The organism is Scytonema sp. PCC 10023 (assembly GCF_963920835.1).
Classification (GTDB): domain Bacteria; phylum Cyanobacteriota; class Cyanobacteriia; order Cyanobacteriales; family Nostocaceae; genus Kalymmatonema.
In genome coordinates, this window is the sequence record NZ_CAWUDP010000101.1 from 14,480 (window position 1) to 34,877 (window position 20,398).

Annotated in this window: 6 protein-coding genes and 1 pseudogene; all 7 read right to left on the bottom strand. The window is 46.2% G+C overall.

Going from position 1 to position 20,398, the window contains the following annotated elements; all coding sequences use genetic code 11:
- Positions 1–2: 2 nt before the first annotated feature.
- Positions 3–155 (bottom strand): annotated as a pseudogene (locus tag ACM0OZ_RS38815) (beta-ketoacyl synthase N-terminal-like domain-containing protein); the annotation flags it as partial.
- Positions 148–3,624 carry an amino acid adenylation domain-containing protein gene (locus ACM0OZ_RS38820; protein ID WP_414588182.1) on the bottom strand — a complete coding sequence of 1,159 codons (3,477 nt, stop codon included), beginning with the start codon at positions 3,622–3,624 and terminating at the stop codon, positions 148–150. The gene ACM0OZ_RS38820 and the pseudogene ACM0OZ_RS38815, both read right to left, overlap by 8 nt.
- Positions 3,621–8,582, bottom strand: coding sequence for a type I polyketide synthase (locus ACM0OZ_RS38825; protein ID WP_414588183.1), 4,962 nt, complete (start codon positions 8,580–8,582; stop codon positions 3,621–3,623). The genes ACM0OZ_RS38820 and ACM0OZ_RS38825 overlap by 4 nt, the downstream gene beginning before the upstream one ends.
- 5 nt (positions 8,583–8,587) lie before the next feature.
- Entirely contained in the window at positions 8,588–15,562 is a 6,975-nt protein-coding gene (locus ACM0OZ_RS38830) for an SDR family NAD(P)-dependent oxidoreductase (protein WP_414588184.1), read from the bottom strand.
- Between the two features lie 817 nt (positions 15,563–16,379).
- On the bottom strand, positions 16,380–17,855 hold the full coding sequence (locus tag ACM0OZ_RS38835) for a hypothetical protein (protein WP_414588185.1): 1,476 nt from the start codon (positions 17,853–17,855) through the stop codon (positions 16,380–16,382).
- Position 17,856: 1 nt separating this feature from the next.
- On the bottom strand, positions 17,857–18,498 hold the full coding sequence (locus ACM0OZ_RS38840) for an IS607 family transposase (RefSeq protein WP_414588186.1): 642 nt from the start codon (positions 18,496–18,498) through the stop codon (positions 17,857–17,859).
- Between the two features lie 436 nt (positions 18,499–18,934).
- On the bottom strand, positions 18,935–20,398 hold a 1,464-nt coding region (locus tag ACM0OZ_RS38845; protein WP_414588187.1), incomplete at its 5' end, for a tetratricopeptide repeat protein.

Sequence of the window (20,398 nt, forward strand, 5' to 3'; positions counted from 1 at the left end):
TCCTCTTGTTCACCAATTAATGAAATGGACTCAACACCGTCGCGCAGATTCTGCCAAAACTCATTAACATTCTTGGCTCCTGGAAAACGACCAGCCATGCCGATGATCGCGATCGCGATCGCATCCAAACCATCGTGTGTTTCCCAGTTATCCATTAGTCTTCTTCCTTTGTTTAATAAATGGTTGTCGTTTAAGAGCTTGTATTTGCTTGCTGGCGCGGTCATTGATTTTCTGCCTAGCAGGTGCTGCCACATCCTGTTCTTGTCCGAGATATTGTGCCAAAGTACTTATAGTTGGATATTTAAACAAGTCAACTACTGAGATATCTCTGTTGATTCCAAGTAACTTTTGATTGAGTTTGCTATGAACTTGGACGATCAGGAGCGAATGACCGCCGAGTTCAAAGAAATTGTCGTTGACACCCACCTTTTCCAGATTCAGCACCTCTTGCCAAACAGTAGTCAAAAGTCGCTCAACCTCGTTTCGGGGTGCAACGTATGTTTGGGCTTCTGGTCGAGTTTGATCCGGATCTGGCAGGGCTTTGCGGTCAACTTTGCCATTGGGTGTGAGTGGTAGGGCATTAAGCACCACAAAATAAGATGGCACCATGTACTCAGGCAGTTGCTGTTTGAGGAACGAGCGCAACTCACTCATCGCTGGTGTTGCCTCAGCCTGGGGTATCAAGTAGGCAACTAAGCGCTTGTCGCCTGCAATCTCTTTGGCAATGACAACGGCTTGTTGCACAGTTGGGTGTTGGCTGAGTAATGCCTCAATTTCGGCTAATTCAATGCGGAAGCCACGCACCTTCACCTGGTGGTCAATGCGTCCGATATACTCGATGTTGCCATCTGTTTTGTAGCGGACTAAATCCCCAGTTTTGTACAAGCGACTGCCTGGATCGCCAAACGGGTTGGGAATGAATTTTTCTGCAGTCAACTCCGGTCGGTTGAGATAACCACGCGCCAAGCCATCACCACCAATGTACAATTCCCCTGGCACACCCATAGGTACTGGTTGTAAATTGGTATCGAGGATGTAAAATTGGGTGTTGGCGATCGCCTGACCAATCGACACCTCTGAACCTGCCTGTACTTGAGATACGGCTGACCAAATGGTGGTCTCAGTCGGACCGTACATATTCCACAGGCTACCTGCACGCTCAAGTAATTGTCCTGCCAGTTCGCGATCGAGAGCTTCACCACCACACAGTATTTTCAATTGTGGATTGCCAACGAAGCCGACTTGCATGAGGGTTCGCCAGGTGGCTGGTGTGCCTTGCATGATTGTAGCGCTTGATGTCGCCAACGCTGCAGTGCTTTGACCACCATCAGCAATCAGATCCGGGGTGAGGACGAGGCGTGCGCCTGTGCTCAATGGTAGGAACAACTCCAACGCGGCAATGTCAAAGGTGATGGTTGTCACTGCCACCAGCACATCTGATGATACTATCCCTGGTTGAGCGGACATTGAGCTTAAGAAATTCACCACGGCGCGATGGCAAATTTGTACTCCTTTGGGTCGTCCGGTGGAGCCGCTTGTGTAGATGGCATAAGCTAGGTTCTCGGCACAGACATTGCTGTTGGGGTTGGATGAACTTTGCCAGTTCGGCCAATCTTTGTCTAAGTAAACAACGCGCCCCCTGAAGTCGGGCAGTTTGTCCGCCACCGCCTGTTGAGTGAGCAGTACACAGGCACAGGAGTCTTCCAAAATGTACGCCAATCGCTCTGGTGGATAAATCGGGTCGAGGGGTACATATGCGCCACCTGCCTTCAGGATTGCCAGCAGTCCCACTAACATATCAGTTGAGCGTTCTGCACAAATGGCAACTAACACTTCCGGTCCGACACCCAATGAAACAAGGTGATGTGCCAGTTGGTTGGCTTTGGCATTCAAGTTACTGTAGGTTAGTTGTTGAGAATCAAACACAACTGCCACTGCATCGGGTGTTTTCTGCACCTGTTGCTCAAATAACTCATGCAGACACAATTGTTTCGGGTAAACAGCTTGGGTCGAGTTCCATTCCACCAATATCTGATGTTGTTCACTAGCACACAGCAGTGGTAGTTCTGATAGCTTCTGACGGGGATTGGCAACGACTGCTTCTAGTACAGTTTGATAATGTCGTACCATCCGCGCAATGGTGGCGGCGTCAAACAAGTCTGTATTGTATTCGATAACCCCCATCAATCCAGCGCTTGTGTTCTCTAGCGATAAAGTCAAATCAAACTTGGCTGTAGAGCTTTCGATTGGCAAGGTCGACAGCGTTAAGTCGGGAAGCTGCAACACTTCCATCGGTGCAATTAGAAGCACAAACATCACTTGGAACAGTGGTGTATAGCTTAAAGAACGCTCTGGCTGCAATTGCTCGACCAACTGCTCAAACGGCAGGTCTTGATGGGCGTAAGCATCAAGTGCTACTTTCCGCACTTGCGACAGTAAATCGCTAAAACTGGGGTTATCAGACAAATTACTACGCAGCACTAAAGTGTTGAGGAATAACCCAATTAACCCCTCCAAGTACGTGCCATTGCGGTTGCCAATTGGTGTACCCACACAAATGTCAGTCTGACCACTGTAGCGATATAGTAATGTTTGAAACGCTGCTAACAGCGTCATGAACAGCGTCACTCCCTGTCGCTGACTAAAGTCCTTCAGCGCCTTGCTTAGTTCTTTCGAGAGCGTGAATTTCTCAGTTGCTCCCCCGTAAGTTTGAATCGCTGGTCGCGGTCGGTCGGTGGGCAGTTCCAACAAAGCTGGAATACCCGCGAGTTGTTCTTTCCAGTATCCCACCTGCTTTGTCAGCACCTCCCCCTGCAACCACTGCTGCTGCCAATGAGCAAAGTCAGCGTACTGAATCGGTAATTCTGGCAGCGAGATTGGCTTTTGACTGCACACAGCTTGATAGACTGCTGCTACCTCCCGGATAAGTATGCCCATTGACCACCCATCTGATACAATGTGGTGCATCACCAGTAGCAGGACGTGTTCTGTCTCTGTCAGCTTGAACAAACTAGCCCGCACTAATGGATCAGTTGCCAGGTCAAACGGGCGTTGGGTTTCTTTTATTGCTAGTTGCTGGCAATAACTTTCTAGTTCACTTTCAGCTAGCGAACATCTTTCTCCTGTCGGAGACGCTGCGCGTACGGACACGCTACGCGAACGCAAATCCACAATAGTCAGTGTCAAGGAACGGGCAGGGTGGATGACTTGAAAGGGTTGTCCATCTACCTGAAGAAAGTTGGTGCGTAAGGTTTCGTGGCGAGTGATGATGTGATTGATACTGTACTCAAGGGCAGCTTGGTTAATCTGACCCTCAAAACGCATAGCCGCCGGGAGGTTGTAAAACCCACTTTCAGGTTCTAACTGCTGTAGAAACCACATACGTTGTTGGGCAAATGACAACGGTATATGTCCATTCCGTTCCACAGGAGACAGAGGAATGGTTTGAGCAGTGTCGGCACGCTTTTGCAGCAGCAGTATAATTTTTTCCTTATATTGCTTAATGTCTTTTAATAATGCTGGAGTCAGTACATCTTGAGGACCTCGATAGCGCAGTTTGCCGCCCTCAACCCACAGTTCTACATTCTTTGCGGAAAGTTCTTGCAAAAACTCAACTAAATTCATAGCTCACCCTCTATCCAAGTGTCTTCGCTTGATGTAGCTGCTGATGCAAATGCATAGGAGGTAGAGTAGACTTCTATTGGTAGTTTGATTACCTCAAAATCATCTTCTAAGGAGGAAAATGGGCGTACCGATGGTATTGTGCTGACTATGGCTAATTCCTCAAGTAATAGCTCTGCCAGTTGCATAATGCTGGAGCCACTGATGAACTTTTCTACAGACACATTCACCTCAAGGTCAGTTGCGATCGCATTTTTGAGTTGAACAGCCATCAAAGAATCAAGACCTAATTCCAGCAAGCCCTGGTGCGGATTGAAAATTAACGATTCGTCAAACCCCAACACCTTCATTATCTGCTTTTGCAGGTAGGCTACCAAGAGATCCAAGCGATCGCCACTTTCAGCCTGCAATAATCGTGGTAAAATATTAGACCGTTGCACTGACGACTGAGGAAGTTGTGCTTTCTCTGGTTGCCCCTCAACCTGTTCTAGGAGTGACCGTTTTCCTCTTGCTTCATATACCTCTTTGAATAAACTCCAATCGATATTAGCCACGGTTGTCTGGACACAGTCTGCTGCCATCAGGTATCCTAAAGCAGCGATCGCATTCTCCGGCTGTAATCCTTCCACGCCCATTCGGGACATCCACGTTTGGAATTCCTCTACTGCCATACCACCGCCAGCCCACGGTCCCCAATTCACACTTAAGGCTTTTAATCCCAGTCCTTGACGATAATGAGCCAACACATCGAGGAAGTGGTTCGCTGCGGCATAGTGCGCTTGTCCCTTGGACCCCCACACTGATGCAATTGAGGAGAAGTTCACGAAAAAGTCTAGTTCTATTTTCTGTGTCAGTTGATGCAGAATCCATGTTCCCATCACCTTAGGGCGTAGCACAGACTCAAGAGTGTCAGGCTGCATGTCCTTGATAACTTCGTAACCAGAAACACCAGCAGCATGAACAATCCCTCGCAGGGGTGGCATTGATGCCTGAATTGCCTCAAACACACCTACCATATCCCCTTGATTAGATACATCTGCCTTTTGGACTAAAATCTTGGCTCCAAGTTGTTCCAGTTCGCTCAGGGTTGACTGCGCTTCATCTGAAACAGCGCTGCGCCCAGTAAGTACCAATTGTCTCGCCCCTTGGGACACCATCCACCGGGCTACCAAAAGTCCCAAAGCACCCAAACCCCCAGTAATTAGGTAAGTGCCATCTGAACGGAGCGCCATTTGCTTGGATTCTGACAGTTGCTTGGGCACTAAACGACCAACATACCGATTGCCGTTGCGAAAGGCAAGATGGTCTTCCCCAAGAGAATTCTCTATTTCTACTAACAGCTCTGTTGCTTCATCACCAGTGTATTCCGGAGCTAAATCGAGCATTCCGCCCCACAATTCCGGGTGTTCCAGCGCCACTACTTTGCCTAATCCCCATAGAGGAGCTTGTGCCACCCCAGGAACCTCTGAATCAACTGGCACCGCTCCCCGTGTCACTAACCACAACTGAGGTAGGGGAGACGCGGCGAAACTCTCCGCGTTCTTCTGTGTCCCCAGTTTCTTTATTAGGGCTTGCAGCAAATGCAGCACGCTCCCAACACCGAAGGTCTGAGCCTGTTCTAAAGAGGAGATTGTCAGATATGAAGCCAATTCCGCCTCTAAACTCCACAGGTGGACAATTCCCTGTAAAGGTCGCTCCATTCCTAAAGCTTTTTGGAACAGAAATTCAAAATCTACTGGCCTAGAAGGGTTGATAGTCCAAGTTCCGACATCTTTGATATTACAGGTATTCCCCGGATAAACTAAAATACACGTGTGACCCCGTGATTGCAAAAGTTTGGCTAGGGTTTGTCCCACACCTTCCAAGTCAGCAAAAATTAGCCAAGTACCAGCTTTGTGAATCCCGTTCTTCTGTAGAACTCTCGGATGGCGGGTCTCTACATGACGCGGCTGCTGCTGCCACTCTACCTCATAGAGCCAATCTTTGATGGATGCTGCTGTTAACAACTGTTGATCTTGTTTGATTAACAGTTCCAATAGCTTTGGCAGTAGTTTTAACTCATCTTCTGAAAGTTTTCCTGCCTTTTCTAAATTTTGGACTAGCTCTTGAGTATCTCCTTGGCTCAAGAGTTTCATGATCGGACTTTGAATCTTTTCTTGGAATAAGTTCCCTGCTTGTGAATGCTCGTTTTCGGGGATATCCACCCAATAGCGCTGTCGTTGGAAGGGATAGGTGGGCAATATCACACGCCGACGCTGGTAATCCCGGTCAAAAGCAAACCAATCTACGTCTGCTCCACGCACGTATAGTTCTCCGAAACTTTGGAGTAATACCCGCCAATCTTCGTGTCCAGAACGCAAAGAAGGCAACCACACTCCCACTTCTTCGCTTAAGCAGTTACGCCCCATCCCCAACAATGTTGGTTTTGGTCCTATCTCCACAAACACCTCGTATCCACTCGCATGAAGTGTGTTGAGACTTTTGGCAAATTGTACGCTAGAGCGCAAATGGCGACACCAGTAATCAGGCGATATCTCCTCTAGTGTCAGTGGAACTCCTGTGAGGTTGGAGATGATGGTCAATTGAGGAGCCGCATAGGTCACCTTATCAGCCACCTCACGGAATTCAGCCAGTATCGGCTCCATCAGCGGTGAGTGGAAGGCGTGGGAGGTTTGTAACTTTTTGGTCTTTATTCCTGCTGCCTCTAGGTCAGCACAAACTGCTTGGACTGAGAGTGCTTCGCCAGAAATCACCGTGTTTCGAGGTCCATTGAAAGCAGCAATTGCTAATTTTTGCTCATCGATTTCAGTAATAGCACGGATTGCTGCAATATCAGCAAATACTGCCACCATCTCTCCGTCTTGCGGCAGGCTCTGCATCAAGCGGGCACGTTCACTAATGAGCTTTAACCCATCTTCCAGGCTAAAAACTCCCGCCACACAAGCAGCGACATATTCACCTACACTATGACCCATCACAGCAGTCGGTTTGATACCCCAAGATATCCAAAGCTGCGCCAAGGCATATTCTAAGGCGAATAGAGCGGGTTGGGTATAAGCAGTCTCATTTAGAGGTGAGGTTTCCCCAGCTTCAGGATAAAGGACTGATAGCAAAGGTGTTTTAAGATAGGGGCGTAGAATTTCATCGCAGCGGTCGAGGGAGGCGCGGAAAGTGGGTTGAGTTTCGTAGAGTTGGCGTCCCATACCTATATACTGAGACCCCTGACCTGTGAATAGGAAGGCTACCTTGGGCAAACTGCTGCCCTGCCCCTTGGATACCCCTGCGGGTTCCTGTCCGGCTAAGAAATCTACGAGCTTTTCACGCACTTGTGCGGATGAGGAGGCAACTACACTCAACCGATGGGTTAACTGAGAACGACCCGTATTGGCAGTAAAGCAGATATCTTTTATATCTAAGGGTGGATGACTAGCTAAGTGATTTTCATAGCGAGCAGCTAACTGCTTGAGCGCCTCTTCCGTTTTAGCTGATAGGGTGAGCAGATGCAGGGGGCGTTCCACTTCAGCTTCTGTTGGCTCTAATATCGGTGGCTCTTCCAAAACAATATGGGCGTTGGTGCCGCTCATACCAAAGGAACTGACTGCCGCGCGGCGTCGGCTTTCCTCTGTATGCCCTTGTCCTTGCTCAGAAGTAGACCAAGGCATCAGTGACGTTGGCACCACCACTGGTAGTTTATCCCAGTTGATGTTGGGATTGGGTTGTTGAAAGTGCAGATGAGGTGGAATCTCCTTGTGTTGGAGAGAATGCATCACCTTGATTAAACCCGCTACTCCTGCTGCTGCTTCCAAGTGACCAATGTTGGTCTTCACTGAACCAATTATCAAGGGATTTTCTTTTGATCGCCCCTCACACAACACGGCTCCTAAAGCTGTGACTTCAATCGGGTCTCCCAAAGACGTTCCTGTGCCATGAACCTCCACATAGTTCACAGAGGCAGGATCTACCTTAGCATTTGCCAGAGTGGTGCGAATCAGCGCTTGCTGAGCTGAACCATTGGGAACCGTCAAACCACTGCTGCGACCATCGTGGTTAATTGCCGAACCCCGAATTACAGCTAGGATATTATCTCGATTTGCCACAGCATCCGAGAGGCGCTTGAGAACTAAAACCCCGCATCCCTCGCCACGTGCAAAACCATTGGCGGCGGCATCGAAGGTGTGGCAGCGTCCATCTGGCGACAGGGCTTGGGTTTTGGATAGAAAAATGGTGACTTCTGGTGACAGAATCAGATGTACACCGCCAGCGAGTGCTAAATCACACTCTCCTGTACGCAAACTCTGACACGCCTGATGGATCGCCACTAACGAAGAAGAGCAAGCCGTATCTATTGCCATATTGGGACCTTGTAGCCCCAGAACATAGGACAACCGACCAGCTACAAAGCAAAAGCCATTACCTGTGCCGTCATAGGCGTTGATGCGTGTAGGGTCACCAGAGTTCAGTTGCAATTGTGAATAATCATTTTGCCCAATTCCCACGAAAACGCCAGTGCGGCTACCAGCTAGATGATTTGGTGCAATTCCAGCCCTCTCCAAAGCTTCCCAGCCTACTTCTAACAGTAACCGCTGCTGGGGGTCCATGCTTGCCGCTTCCCGAGGGGAAATCCCAAAGAACTGGGGGTCAAACTGGTCTACCTGCTGCAAAAATCCACCCCAACGGGTGTACATTTTCCCTGGGCTATCTGGGTTTGGGTCATAGTAGGCATCAATATTCCAGCGGTCATTAGGAACTTCTGCGATCGCATCTACGCCATCGCGCAGAATTCTCCAAAACGCATCTGGGTCATTAGCTCCCCCGGGAAAACGGCAACCATCGCCAATGATAGCGATTGGCTCTGTCTTTGAACTCTCAAGCGCCTCAAGTTTGGCTCGCGCTTCTTTTAAGGCAAGAAGCATCCGTTGTGATGATGATAGTTGGTCTACCCTTTCAGAAAAATTACTCATTTATTTCAATTTTTCCTCAAAAAAGTTTCTAGTTTTGCGAGTTCCTCCACAAGAGACGCTTCTACTCCATCTTCAGAAAGTTGTTCTACCTCTGACAAAGCTTCGGTTAATTCGTCTTCTCCTTTGGGCAACTCGGTTTCACCTGTAGCAGGTAATTCCCAACCCATGACCTCCTTGGCTATATACCAGGCAAGGTCTTTAATTGTCGGAAAGTCAAACATTAAAGTTACTGGGACAGAAGTTTCAAAATTGACTTCTAAACGGTTCTTAAACTCAGCTGCCATCAGAGAGTCCATACCCATGTCAAAAAAACCTTGCTGCGGGTCTGGCAAGTTCGATGGCTCAAGCCCCAGTACTTTGGCAACTTCACCTTGAATGTAAGCAATCAATAAGGATATGCGTTCGCTTGGCGCTACCGCTTGCAACCGTTGTAAAATTTCTGATTGTTGCACCGACTGCTGAGGAAGTTGCGCTTCGTGTGGTTGTTCCGCAAGCAGTTCTAACAGTGACCGCTTACCCCGAGCTTCATAAAGCTCTTTGAACAAACTCCAATCTACATTAGCCACGGTTGTCTGAACACAGTTTGCTGCTAGCAAGGATTCCAAAGCAGCGATCGCTTGCTCTGGCTGCAATCCTTGTATACCCATCCGGCTCAACCGTGTCTGGGATTCCTCTACTGCCATACCACCACCAGTCCACGGTCCCCAATTTACACTTAAAGCAGGCAGTCCGAGTCCGTGACGATAATGAGCTAACACATCAAGGAAGTGATTCGCCGCCGCATAGTTCCCTTGTCCGGGCGAGCCGAGTAATGCCGATACAGATGAGAAACAGACGAAAAAGTCAAGCTCTAAATTCTGGGTCAAGGTGTGCAAATTCCATGCTCCTTGCACTTTGGGAGCCATCACCCGATGAAAACTTTCCCAAGTTTGCCCCAGCAGCATTCCATCCTGCAACACCCCAGCAGCATGGACGATACCGCGCAGGAGAGGCATGGAGTTTTTCACCTCCTCTAGCAGCCTGCTCACATCTTCCCGTTCTGACACATCTGCCTGAACAACTAGAATCTTGGCTCCTTTTTGTTCCAGTTGCCTCAAAGTTTCCTGTGCCTCATTTGAAGCGATGCGACGCCCAATGAGCACCAGTTGTTTAGCACCCCGTTCCACCATCCACTGGGCAACCGAAAGTCCCAATGCACCCAGACCACCAGTAATTAGATAAGTACCATCCAACCGGAGAACCACTTTTTTAGATTCTGGCAGTTGCTTGCGTACTAAGCGGGCAACATACCGATTTCCATTGCGAAAAGCGAGATGGTCTTCCCCAAAAGAATCCTCAATTTCTGCTAACAGCTTTGTCGCTTCGTCATGTTGAGGCGTTGTATGTAACTTATCTACAGCATGTGGCGCTAAATCAAGCATTCCTCCCCATAATTCGGGATGTTCCAGCGCCACCACTTTGCCCATTCCCCATAGAGAAGCTTGAGCTATTCCAGGCAGTTCTGAACCAACCGATACTGCACCCCGCGTCACTAACCACAACCGAGGGAGAGATTGGTGATTGGTGATTGGTGATTGGTGATTGGGAAGATTGTGTCCCAGCCACTTAATTAAGTATAGCAGACTACCAACACCGAAAGTTTGAGTTTGTTCTAGAGAAGAAATTGTCAGCTTTGAAGCCAATTCTGCCTCTAAACTCCATAGGTGGACAACTCCTTGTAAAGGCAGATTTAGAGTTCCTAAAACCTCTTGGAATAAGCGCTCAAAGTCTGCTGGGTTGGAAGGGTTAATGCTCCAAGTTCCTGCTTCTTCTGTCTTATAAGTATCTTCCGCATAGACCAAAATACAGGTGTGACCACGTGAGTGCAAAAGTTCGGCTAGGGTTTTTCCTACACCCTCAGAGTCAGCAAAAATGAGCCAACTACCAACTTTCTGGAACCCGTTCTTCTCTTGAGTACTCACCTGACGCGCTAGGGACTGCCACTCTATCTCATAGAACCAATCTTTGATAGATGCTGCCACAACCTGCTGTTGGTTTTGCTTGACTAATAATTTCAACAGTTTTGGCAGTACTTTCAACTCATCTTCTGAAAGTTCTTCTGTCTTTTCTAAATGCTGGACTAGCTGTTGCGTATCTCCAAGGCTTATCAGGTTCATAATCGGGGTCTGAACCGTTTCTTGGGATAAGTTATCTGCTTTGAAATGCCCATTTTTAGCAATATCTACCCAATAGCGCTTTCGCTGAAACGGATACGTTGGTAGTTGCAGAAGGCGACGGGAATAATCCTGGTCAAAGCCTGACCAGTCTACTCTTACTCCCCGCACATATAATTCTCCTAAACTCTGGAGTATTTCCTGCCACTCTGATTGCCCTTGACGGAGACTAGGTAGCCAAACTGCCGTTCCTTCTTTTAAGCATTGGCGACCCATTCCCAACAAAGTCGGCTTTGGTCCACACTCTACAAACACTTCATAACCTTGTTGAGCAAGGGTTTCCATGCTTTCAGCAAATCTTACTGGCTGCCGGATATGATGACACCAATATTCAGGGGTAGCTATCTGTGCGGTTGCCAGTTTTCCAGTGAGATTGGAAATTAAGTCTATTCGTGGTAATGAATAAGTGATTTCACGAGCTATCCGTTGAAAATCGGCTAGCATCGGCTCCATTAGAGGCGAGTGGAAAGCGTGGGAAACGTTCAGCTTTTTCGTCTTCACCTCTTGAGCTTCTAGAAGGTCGGCAACACTTCCTACTGCCTGCTTTCCTCCAGAAATAACTATACTCTGCGGTCCGTTAATAGCAGCAATTGAAACCTGTTGAGCATAGGGTCGTATGGCGGCTGTGACTGTTGCCTCATCAGCAAACACCGCTAGCATCTCACCATCTTGGGGCAGGGCTTGCATTAAACGTGCTCTTTCGGCAATGAGCTTTAAGCCATCTTCTAAGCTGAATACTCCTGCAACAGTTGCAGCAACATATTCTCCTACACTGTGACCCATGACCACAGTCGGTTCTATGCCCCAAGATTTCCATAACTGGAAGAGCGCATATTCTAGGGCGAATAAGGTGACTTGGGTGTAGGCAGTTGCATCGATTGGTGAGGTTTCTCCTGCTTCAGGATATAGAACATTGAGCAGGGGCTTGTCTAAATAGGGACCCAGAATTTCATTGCAACGATCAAGGGAGGCGCGGAAGGTAGGCTGGGTCAAGTATAGTTCTCGTCCCATCCCTACATATTGGGAACCCTGACCTGTGAATAAAAATGCGAGTCGAGGGGGCTTCTGACTGCGTAGCTGTCTGCTTATCAGTCCACCATCCCTCTTGGCGGCGAAGGCATCTAGCTGTTCTCGCAACTGCACGGTAGATTCTGCAACTATGGCAAGGCGGTGGTCAAATTCGGAGCTTCGCCTAGTATTAGCTGTGTAACAAACATCTGCAAGTGAAGACGTTGCATCTAACGTTTCTACATATCTTTGTGCCAGTTCTTGCAGAGCTTTCTCACTTTTTGCAGAAAGAGTCAATATGTGTTTGGGACGCTCTACTTCAGCTTTTACCGACGCTGTTGTCGATGCCTCCTCTAGGACTAGATGAGCATTGGTACCCCCAAACCCAAACGAACTGACTCCAGCCAACCGACGCTGGTTTCCTGTAGACCATTTCTGCAGCGTAGTCGGAATTGACAATGGCGTTCCGTCTATAGAAATATACGGATTGATCTGCTCTAGATGCAAGTGCGGAGGAATTTCCTTATGCTGCAAAGACAATACAACCTTGATCAAGCTTGCAATTCCAGCCGCAGCTTCCAAATGTCCTATGTTAGTCTTAACCGAGCCAATCCAACAGGTCTGGTCAGGCGATCGCCCTTGCATCAACACGTTCTTGAGCGAATTCACCTCGATTGGGTCTCCAAGAGAGGTTCCAGTGCCGTGTGCTTCTACATAACTAATCTCGGCTGGCTGAACTTTGGCATTTTTAAGAGCATGATTAATCACTGTCTGCTGTGAAAGTGGATTGGGCGCTGTTAGTCCATTGCTGCGACCATCTTGGTTAACTGCCGAGCCTCTGATCACAGCTAAGATATTATCTCCATCCCTAACGGCGTCAGAGATACGCTTAAGAACCACTACACCGCAACCTTCTCCTCGAACATAACCGTTAGCTTTGGCGTCGAAGGTTTTACAGCGACCATCAACCGATATCATTCCTGCCTTGGAAAAGGTCATGGTCACTTCAGGGCTGAGGATGAGATTGACTCCACCAGCTAAAGCCAGATGGCATTCTCCTTGCTGCAAACTTTGACAAGCTTGATGAACTGCTACCAGCGATGAAGAGCAAGCTGTATCCACCGCCCAGCTTGGTCCTCGTAAATCCAGCACATAGGACAAACGATTCGCAGCAATGCTCAAAGCGTTACCAGTACCGGAATATGGATCAGTGGCGAGGGTATGGTTAAACACCAATCGAGAATAATCATAGTTGCTGATGCCGATGAATACCCCTGTTTGACTGCCTGCTAACTGCTGTGTCTGTCCGGCATTCTCCAGCGCCTCCCAACTGACTTCTAATAGTAGGCGTTGTTGGGGGTCCATCAGTTCGGCTTCCCTTGGTGCAATGCCGAAAAACTGTGCATCAAACTGATCCACTTGTTCGAGAAATCCACCCCATGGGGTATGCATTTGCTTGATATCTGCGGTCGTCTCCCAACGTGACGAACTCACAACAGAGATAGCATCAACTCCATCATGCAACAGTTGCCAGAAACTTTGCGGGTCTTTTGCTCCAGGGAAACGACAGCCCATTCCAATAATGGCGATCGCTTCTTCAGTCGTTGATGATTGGTCTTCAGTCGTTGATGTAGGGTGAGCATTTTGTTGATTAACCCTAGTTTCTAATCCCGCTAAATACTGAGCTAAACTTTCAATCGTGGGGTAATCGTACAAGAGTGTAGGAGAAAGCTCACGTCCTAGCCATTCCTGTAACTCCCCAGAAAGGCCTACAGCTGCCAACGAACTTAGACCATATTGGACTAGGGGTTGCCGAATATCTATCTCATCAGAAGAAGCAAGTTGCTTTGAAATCTTTGAAATTAACCAGGCTTCGATCGCTTCTTGATTTGGAGATACCTGTTGATTCAATGCTTGCTCTTCAGAATCGTTGTTCCCAGACTGTGGTTGCAATTTGCCTGTTTGCAGTTGTTGCCACAGCGATTCTACTTCCGTTTCCAGATCCCGGAAATTTGTTTTGTATTTCGGATTCGGACTCCAATCTGCCACTATGTCTAAAGTTCCAGCTAGAAACTTAGCCCGACAAGCACTGCGCTGTACTTTACCACTGGAAGTTTTCGGAAGGCTAACAGTCTTTAGCAGCAGCACTGCATAAACTTCTAGATCGTGCTGTTCCGCTACGGCTCGACGAATCGACGCAATCACTTCGTTAGCATTTAGCTTCCTGAGATAACTCCGCTCTACCTCTTGGGCAACGACTAGCTTTTCTTCTCCAGCAATATCGACTGAAAAAGCGGCTCCAGAGTTGGAACGCAGTGCTGGATGACTTTGTTCTACGGTGAGTTCAATATCTTGAGGATAATAGTTGCGCCCCCGGATGATAATTACATCCTTGAGTCTACCGGTGATAAACAATTCCCCAGCTTGCAAAAATCCCAAGTCCCCTGTCCGCAGGAATGGTCCGGCTTTAGTGTCTTGCAGTTGCGCTCGAAAAATTTGCTCAGTCTGCTCTTTTCGATTCCAATAGCCTTGTGTCACACTTGGTCCAGATACCCAAATTTCACCAACTTCATTCGGCTGACAGCGTTCCATTGTCTGCGGATTGGCAATGACAATTTCTAGTTCTGGCAAGCATTGACCACAACCTACCACTGTTTGACTATTATCGTTCTTTCTTGAGGTTGGAACTACCCGATTTTGCTCTAGTGCTTGTTTCTGAACGTTTTGTAGGACTGGCTGGGCGCTGACACGACCACCAGAAACAATGAGAGTTGTTTCTGCCATGCCGTAACATGGGTAAAATGCCTCAGGGCGAAAGCCACAATCAGCAAAAGCTGCTGCAAACCGTGCCATAGTCTCTGCACGGACTGGTTCAGCTCCGCTGAAAGCCACCACCCAGCTACTAAGGTCAAGACTCGCCCGCTGTTCCTCAGTAATCTTGCTTACGCATAGATCGTAAGCAAAATTGGGTCCCCCGCTGGTGGTAGCTTTATATCGCGAAATAGCTTCGAGCCAACGCAACGGGCGTTGCAGAAAAGCCTCTGGAGGCATGAGAATACACGGTATACCCACATACAAAGGCTGTAACATATTCCCAATCAGACCCATGTCATGAAAGAGGGGTAACCACCCGACGACGCTAGATTGCGAAGTATGCTCAAATGCCTTCTGGATAATTTTTTCATTATGCAGCAGATTTTCATGGCTCACCATGACTCCTTTCGGTGTTCCTGTAGAACCCGAAGTGTACTGTAGAAAAGCAAGATTACTTCCGTACAAGGGGGTTTCCTGCCATGACTCTGCCTGATTTTCGTCTATATTGTCGGTCGCCAAACAGGGCAATGCAGCTAATTCTGGATTTTGGGCAACCCGACTTTTTATATTAGTTAATAAAGCTTCAGTGGTGAGAATTACTTGAGCTTCGGCATCTGCGACAATCGCCTCTAGCCGAGACATCTTCTGATTAGCTCTTGGTGGGTAAGCAGGAACAGCAACAACTCCTGCATACAAACATCCGCAGAAGGCGGCTATGAATTCTAGACCTGATGGATATAGTAGTAAAGCTCGTTGTCCGGTTGCTCCCATGCTTTGGAGTTGAGCTGCGATCGCCTTTGAAATTCGATCCAATTCTCCATAACTTAGACTACTTGATTCTCTCTCTCCATCTTGTAAAAAAGTATAAGCTCTCTGATCTTGCTGATATAGTGCCCTGCTTCTTAATACATCTACTATAGTAAGCATACTCGTGTCATTGATCATGAAAATACCTAATTTTTCAATAAAAATGTCAATAATAAAGAAGTTTTTGTCATATCAAAAGTGTTTTTAACTTCTTTAGTAATTTTTTTTGCTAAAAACAAATTTCAATATTATTACTGTAACATTCATACACATATAAACTCTTACCAAACTCAAAACTTTATCTTTACTTTGTCTTTTTTATACCAATTTTTTATCTTTATGTCTAAACTAGCTTGAGCAAACAGAAATTCTACTCCTAGCCGCATTGCTCACTACTAGGAACTTACTGGAATTTGAGATTTTTCGTATTTTATACTCAACTAATACTTGTATAAAATTTTATACAGCCTTTCCATGGTTTTTCTTAAGTCAGCCAAGCTATATTTATGATTTAACTTTTCAAAGAATGTGGAAAAGAAATAAAAGTTTGCAGTAAATAATGCTGATAACTCATCTAAGGTGGAGATGCAGTACAAAGATAAAATTTTTACTGCCATCCTCTATGAATACTATAAAAAAGATACCAATGCTAGTAGGAAAAGTGGGAAGTTAAATAAAGTAGGTAAAGTGGGAAAAGTGGGAAGTTAAATAAAGTAGGTAAAGTGGGAAAAGTGGGAAAAGTGGGAAAAGTGGGAAATGAATAAATTCTTCAGTAATTGCTCATTCAGAAACAAGGGATTATAGCAATACTTCTCGGGTTATACTCCCGTTTGATCGGAGGCGCGAAAAATCCGGCAACCTCATCACCGCTTGTAAAAATCTACGCACATCTGGGCAATAATCCTCAAATCTATGTAGAGGGAAGTTAGCGGTTTATCTTCCAAAGAAATCATCTTTAACGCCGAGGCTTGCTCTGAACGGATTGCTCCGACCATTGCTTGACCAAAAATTCCCAGTTAGAGATAGCATAGAAGCTGTGACGCCTGATGCTAGATTTCTTGATTAGAGTATTTAGTTGGTTCCACAGGCACCATACGTGCTTTCCTGACTTCACGTCAAGATAGGCGGTTATGGAGCCTGGAATATTTTCAGTTAATCGCATACCACGTCGGGCAATAGCCATAGCGGCAGCTTGATCGCTCGCCAGTCCGTATTGACGTGCATATTTGACTAAGCCGATAACGCTTGTATAAGCAGGATTGACCTGTATGAGGTAAATACCTCTGTTGCTCAAAATGCTTTCCAACAGTTCGTAAAAACGACTATATGCCCAGCCGGAAAGCATTCGAGCGTATTCCCTGCCACGTTCCGAAAGCTGTTCTTTCTTGGTTGAAAAGTCCAGTTCTTCACAGACGACCGGACAGGAAAACGTGTCAGCCAGTGTTGCTAGTTGCAAGCAGGCTTCGACAATCTGAGCATCTTGCTTACCAGACGGTAGTCCCATTTGAAGCGGGATTTGTCCATGTGCTTTGAGGTTGCCATCTCCGTCAACGTATGCCCAGCCAATTGAACCAGGATTCATGTCAATCCCAATGCAGCCATAAGCGGAATGTCTGGAAATGCGCTTAACAGGTGCTGGAGTGAATTGTACTGCCACGTTCCATTTCCCATTCTTGCGGTAGAAGTGCCATGTTTTTGAACCGTCAACAGGCAACCTGTTTATGTTGCGGTCGAAGTTGGCTAGTTTGGTTTGAACGTACTTGCCAAACCTTGATTCCAAGCAAGCAGGAACACGAAACTTGAGGATGTCTCCATTCCACTGACAAACCTGGTTTCCAAAAGATTCATCTTTGGAGCCAACTACAAATGCTTGGTTTCTAGGAATAACTGTTTGGATTGCAGCAGTTTTTAAATGCTCAATCTGCTTAGTCAACTGGTAGGCGCGACGTTTTTTGTTGTGGATTTGAAAGCGCAGGTTCTGCCAGTTAGTGTCACGATATTGAACTGAACAAGACAAAGGAAATCGACATCCAGTCTTGGACTTCTGCCAATTCTTTTTAGCGTAAAACTTAGTTGAATCGGTTATTTTCTTTTCCGATTTTGTAATCCAAGAATTGATGGACTTGAGCTTACCTTCTAACGTCTTGACATGACGTTTACGATGTTCCTTAGATGCGTCAACCGCACCTTGGGCATGACTTATCACACCATTTGCATGACGCTTAGATATACCGTAAGTTGTTTGTAAATGAGTGTTCCAGCCGGATTTATTGAATGACTGACCAGAGAGAAGATGGTTGGCTGTCTCACATGCTGCTTTATGAAATACCGGACTCAGGGCAGCCAAGAACATCTCAAACTCAGTGAGTCCTAGACTATTCAATTCATCTGCCGGAGTCGGTAATCCTTTAACATACGTGAGAGTTGCCATTTTACTTCACCTCATTAACAACTTGAGTCATACCATCAATCAACTTCTTGTTTTTCTTACTTCTAGAACCGTACAAACGGGCTGAGAATACCGTGATGAGTTCAATCATGTCCTGCACCAATTCTTGTTCAAATGGCACTTCCTCATTTGACTTGTTGATGATTACCACCTCTGTCTCGAATTCCTCACACATTGCAAAGACTAGCTCCGCACCAAATCTCAGGAGTCTGTCTTTGTGCGTTAGCACCAATCTTGCAACATCACCTTGCATGATGCGCTTAAGAAGTTTTTGAAGTCCTTTTTTCTGGTAGTTAAGACCACTTCCTAAATCTTGGATCGTTTCAAACTGCCATCCATTAGTTGCGCTGAATGCCTCTAATACTTGAACTTGGCGTACTAAATCTTCTTTTTGGTCATGACTTGAAACTCTAGCGTAGTTAATGGTTATCCGGTCATCTAGTTGCTTCAAGTCACGCGGTGTAATTCGTCTGATGTCTGCTAAATAAAAACGTCTATGTCCACTAGGTGCGCGTTCATATCTAATTTTGCCTTGGTCTGACCATCTCCTAATTGTGTCCACAGAAACGCCTAGTTCTTTTGCAGCATCCCCGATGCTGATAGTCACTGATTGAATGTCCTCCATGTGTTTCGCCTCTAATGTAGGATACGTTCAATTATATGGGCATTTTTGAAGACTTGCCAAGATATGCCTAGATATTACTTTATCAGCGCTCAATTCGGGTTATGGAAAAGCTAGGGATGCACTTTGAAAAGATGAGTACAGACCATCGCGGCATAGAGATTGTGTATTATGCAAAAGACAAGTTAGGTATCGAACCTGTGCTTTGAGGACAACTGTCAAGTCAATGATGTGGCGTTGCTGAATCGATGTATGAAAAAGATGCCGTGTGATTCCAAACCCTTGTAGAGACGTACCATGGTACGTCTCTACACTTAGATTCATACTTGAAATCAGCAACGCCAATTATGTCAGGAGATTGACTTCTCCTGACATATTGCTTAGCTACTTAGAGCAATAAGTCCTAAGTTCTGATTAACTTTCCTGATACTTCACACGCTTAAGCTTCACGAATTCTCTTACTTGTCTGTTGTATGCTCCTGACATTAGGGTTATCTGTTATGTTCACCCCAGCAACAAATTGCCGGAAATGCTTATCCCTAGCAATTTCATCGAAATCTATGTCAGTTGACGCCTCTTCTTTATAATTAGGATTAATCTCAACTGCCCGTTGCAGATTTTCCAGCGCTAACTCAACCTGTCTTTGCAGTGCATAACAGGCGGCTTTATTATAGTAAGCACTGGCGTAGTCTGGTTTCATGCTCAAGGCTTTGTCAAAGCTTTCAATCGCTTCGTCATCGCGTCCTAGCCTAACTAAGGCGTAACCTCGGTTATTCCAAGCTTTGTAGGAGTCTGGCTTGAGTTTAATGGCTTTGTCAAAACAAACTATTGCGTCTTCGTATCGTTCCAACTCTTGCAAAGCTAGACCTCTATTGAACCATGCAACTCCATCATCAGGCTTAATTTGTGTCGCTTTCTTAAAAGAAGCAAAAGCTTCCTTGTGTCTTCGCATATATCCCAGTGCGACACCCAAGTCAACCCAGGCTTGATGGTAATCTGGCTTGATTTTCAAAGCTTGTTCGTAGGAGGCGATCGCCTCTTTGTACTGTTTCAACCGTCCTAAAACCATACCTCGGTTCAACCAAGCAACAGCATTTTTTGGCTGAATTTTCACTGCTTGGTTATAAGCAGCAAGTGCATCTTCATACTGTTTTTGGGAGAAAAGAACATCTCCTTGTTTGAGATAATCATTAACTGTCGGTTCCTGAATTTCTGTATGTTCTTTGACCTCTGCTTGCTGTGCTATCTCCTGTATTTTTTCCTCCACTTTAGGAGTAGCAGATTCTGGGCTAGAAGGAGGTGTAACTTCAGACAGTTGCTCAACCATGATATTTTTTCTTTGTTGAGCATCCCTGCGCAATTCAGAAACTTGAGATACAAATTCTGATTCTAATTTTCCTAGTTTATCAAGGATATTATTTTTTCTTTGTTGAGCATTCCGCTGTAATTCCGAGAATTGAGATGCAAACTCAGTGCCAGATTTCTCCAAATTTTCTATAATTGTTTCTTTTTGTTGTTGAGCTTCAACTTGTAATTGAGAGAGGAGAGATGCAAATTCTAAGCGCAATTGCTCCATGCTTTCACGAATCTTGTCTTTTTGTTGATCAGTATCAGACTGCAATCCCGAAACTTGAACTGTAAACTCCGAACTCGATTTTTCTAAGTTTTCCAGTACCACATCTTTTTGTTGTTCTACACCTGACTGTAATTGAGACAGTCGCGATGTAAATTCGGAGCGCAATTGCTCCAAACTTTCCAGAATTTTGTTCTTTTGCTGTTCCGTCTGTGACTGCAATCCCGAAACTTGAACTGTAAACTCGGAACTGGATTTTTCTAAATTTTCCAGTGCCACATCTTTTTGTTGTTCTACACCTGACTGTAATTGAGACAGTCGCGATGTAAA